Annotated in this window: 3 protein-coding genes; 1 reads left to right on the top strand and 2 read right to left on the bottom strand. The window is 63.9% G+C overall.

All coding sequences use genetic code 11. The features are described 5' to 3' along the window. The coding region (locus EOA36_RS30560) for a DUF3971 domain-containing protein (RefSeq protein ID WP_281040091.1) at window positions 1–2,064 on the bottom strand (2,064 nt) is incomplete at its 3' end. A gap of 95 nt (window positions 2,065–2,159) precedes the next feature. On the opposite strand from EOA36_RS30560, the gene EOA36_RS30555 reads away from it, so the two are divergent. Beyond that, window positions 2,160–2,627 carry a peroxiredoxin gene (locus EOA36_RS30555; RefSeq protein ID WP_127280654.1) on the top strand — a complete coding sequence of 156 codons (468 nt, stop codon included), beginning with the start codon at window positions 2,160–2,162 and terminating at the stop codon, window positions 2,625–2,627. A 40-nt stretch (window positions 2,628–2,667) separates the two neighbouring features. Here EOA36_RS30555 and EOA36_RS30550 read toward each other — a convergent pair. Continuing rightward, window positions 2,668–3,705, bottom strand: a 1,038-nt coding sequence (locus tag EOA36_RS30550; protein ID WP_127280653.1) for a GNAT family N-acetyltransferase, incomplete at its 5' end; no start/stop codon positions are given.

Raw genomic sequence — 3,705 nt, 5'->3', positions numbered from 1 at the left:
ATTCAGCGATGCCTTAGCCGAAATGACAGCCTTTTGCGGGTCGACGGTGATCGAGCCATCGGCATTGGTTACGGCCTGTCCCTCGAACGGCTTGGCCAAGGACAGGCCTGTATAGTCGAGCGACACCAGCCAATCGAGCCTCGCGGTATCGACGCCCGACTGCAGCGGAATGTCCGCCTTGACGTGGCCGGTAACGCTGCCGGAAAGATCCTCCGGCAGAAGGCCGACATGGCGCATGGCATTGATCGGTTCATAGGATGCAAGTTCGGCGACAGCGGACGCATCGCCGGCAACGTCGATATCGAGAGCGCCGATGACCGGCGGGCGGTTGGCCGCCTTGACGGTCAATGTCCCGTTGCTGGCCGCAACCACGCGGCCACTGGGCATGAAGACGGTGCCCGAGGACAATGAAATGTCGACGTCGTTGCCGTGGAATCCGACGACGCCCACCGCGTCGCGGATCGGCGGAATGCGGCCGGCCGTGTCGAAGCGCGCCCCCTCGATCTGGAAGCGGCCGAAGACCTCGTCGGCGGAAAGCGGTACCCCATTGCCGAGGCGGTCCGGCACCACCTGGAACTGGAGATTGGCGTCGACCACGCGGCCGCCGAACAAATTGTTCAGCACCCAGAGCCGCGCATTGCGCGCCGAAAACCATGGCCAAAGCTGTTTGACGTGCGAGACCGGCATGTCATGGACGCTGAGCGCCAGATTGATCCCGGGAGCCTTGCCGTCAACGAATTCCACTGTTGAGGTACCAAGCACCTCGCCGGAACCAGAGGACCGAACCGCGATCTGCTCGGCCACCAGTTTACGGCTTTGCGGCTGGTAGACGCCGGCAATCCGCGCCAGGAAGATCAATGCGGGTTCAGGCGATTCCGACGGTGCCAAGGTCGAACCGTCGCTGGTCAGATCGTAACGGTAGGACGGTTCCTCACCCGCTACCCCGGTTGCCGGTTTTGGCCCGATCGAGCCGCCGAAATCGAATGAAGACCGGCCGGTTTTCAGCAGCAACCTGTCCACCTGGATCTTGTTGGAGCCGTAGACAAGCGTCGCATTGACATCGGCATCCGCCGGCAGCAGCCCGCGCGCGCCAAGATCGAGCACCGAGCCGGTGGATGAAAGGGCGGCGGCCAGGCGTGATGCGGTGGTGCCTGAGCCTTCCGATCCCGTCAGCTTCAACGCGACGGCACCAAGCTTCCCGGAGCCGGCAGCGGTGGCGCCGGCATCCGCCAGATTGATGCTGGCATCCAGGCTTGTTACCCGGTGCGCCGCGACATCGCGGATGGCGGCGGCGGCAACCGTGACTGTCCTGCCGTCGACATCCGCCTCGGCGGTGAACTTCATGCCCCCCGGCCCCGACTGAACCACGGTGGCGTCGGCGATCTTGACCAGCTTGATCGATCCGGCGTCGGGCAGCACGAACTCGACATTGCTGAGATCGATCCGGCGCATCGAATCTTCCCGCACGGCATCGAGCGCGCGATGGATATTGCCGAACACCGCGTCCGACAGTTTCTCCGGATCGACGAGGCCGTCCTGGTTGCGCAGCGCCGCGGTCCAGTCGCCGCCGGACGGCATCGCCGCCATGACGACACGGGCATCCGAGATCCTGGCACTGGTCAGCCGCACCTCACCCCATAGCAGCGGCACCAGACGCACGCCAAAGCGCACACGACCGGCATCCGCCATCGGCTTGCCGTCTGATGTCTTCAGGCTGACATCGCTGACCTGGAGGGCGACGAAGCTCGAACTGTCGAGCGTAATGCGCGCGGGCCCGACCGCGACATTGACGTCGACGCCCGCCAGCCTCTCTATGGCGCTCTCCGCCTCGACGCGCAGCCGGTCCGAGCCGATGCCGGAAAGGCCGATGAGATAGACGGTCACCGCGACCAGCAGCATGAACGCGACCAGGCCGGCAAACAGGCGTGAAAGGATGCGAACGCCGCGGCCGATGGCAGCCTGACCGAGAGGCGGGACGCGGCACGCGGACGGCAAAGCCCCCAGGTCGGTGATCTCGTCCCGCCTGAACCTGATCTTCTCGTGCTGCGGTTGCTCCTGATCCACGCAATCTTCCGTTGTACGAATTCGCTCGTGGACGAATCCCCGCTCGACACTATATCGGTGTGGCTTCGCGCGTAACCTCAAACAAGGGCATCGATATGGCCGACCTCGACGTAGGCGATCCCGCGCCGCAATTCGACCTGCCGCGGGACGGTGGCGGATCGCTCAGCCTGGCGGCATCCGCCAGCAAGCCGGTGGTACTCTATTTCTATCCACAGGACGACACGACAAGCTGCACGCAAGAGGCGATCAGCTTCTCACGGCTGAAGCCGGAATTCGAGAAGGCCGGCGCCGTCGTCATTGGCCTGTCGCCCGACAGCGCCAAGAAACACGACAAGTTCAAGTCGAAATACGATCTCACCATCGATCTTGCCGCCGACGAGGAGCGCAAGGTGATCGAGGCCTACCATCTGTGGGTCGAGAAATCGATGTATGGCCGCAAATACATGGGTGTCGAGCGCGCGACGTTCCTGATCGGACGCGACGGACGGATCGCCAGGATTTGGCGCAAGGTCCGCGTCAAGGGCCATGCCGAGGCCGTGCTGGAAGCCGTTCGCGCGCTCTGAACGTCGCCAAAGCCCACCAAAGCAATCGACAATTATGACGCTACTCGTCAGGGGCCTCAGCCTTCGGCTGCCGCCGCGTCCTCCAGGATTTCGAAGCATGGCTCACTTGATCGGCCAGCGCGGCAAGATGGCCACGCAAGCCGCGCGCGCCCATCATCGACGACAGCGTGACTGATTGCGTGGCGAAGCGCCGCTTGAAATCCTCGCCGCCGCAGAGAAAATCAATCGTGGCAAGGCCACGGTCGAACGACCACTGAATATAGTCCATCATCAGCACCATACCCGGCGAGGCGCGCTCGTATTCGGGATCATAGGTGGTGACGAAAGCCATCATCGTGCCGCGCTGCTCGAAATTGATCGAGACGGCGGCGATCTTGTCGTCAAGCTCCAGCACGAAGATGCGCAACAGCCCGAGGTCGGCCAGCACCGAAATAAGCGCGGCGAGAACGGGCGAGCCCTTGTCGAACAGATCCGAGGCGCGACCATGGCGGGCGAGCCAGAGGCGCTTCAACGTCGCGACCCGCTCGAGCACCGGTTCGCGCGGCTCATCCGGATCCAGCAGCCGGAAACGCAATGCGCCGCTTTCTTCCATGAACTTGCGGCCACGACGATAGTTCTGCCGGCCCTTCTTGGACAACGTCTCGAACCATTCCGCCCCACGCTGCCAGGAGCCGCCGACACGATAGCTGATTTCAGTGCGGTGGTTGGGCCGAAGCGCCTTGCCATGGGCCGGTTCCAGCAGGGCATGAACACCGGCATCCGGCAGCAGACGGTTGAGATAGATCAGGTCGAAGCCGCCCTGGTCAAAAACATGCTGCCAGAGGCGGGAGATCGCCCGCGGGTCGCTGTCAGGTGCAACCAGCGCGTCGCCATAGTCACTGTGATCCTTCGCTGCCCATTCGAGTATGCGGATGCCGGAGCGCCTGAAGGTCGCGAGCGCTATCACGCCGTCGAGCCGGTCGCCGTTCCAGGCAAGGCCAATCCTGAGCGCGCGCCGTTCCTGATGCGGGGTGGTTCGCCACCAGGCCGCGATCCAGTCCGGGTGCTGGAAGACAAGCCCGCCGGCCCGCTGCCAGAG

The sequence above is a fragment of the Mesorhizobium sp. M8A.F.Ca.ET.021.01.1.1 genome (genome assembly GCF_003998025.1).
Lineage (GTDB): Bacteria > Pseudomonadota > Alphaproteobacteria > Rhizobiales > Rhizobiaceae > Mesorhizobium.
The sequence above is the reverse complement of the archived record's forward strand: the minus strand, read 5'-3'. Positions and strand labels throughout refer to the sequence as shown.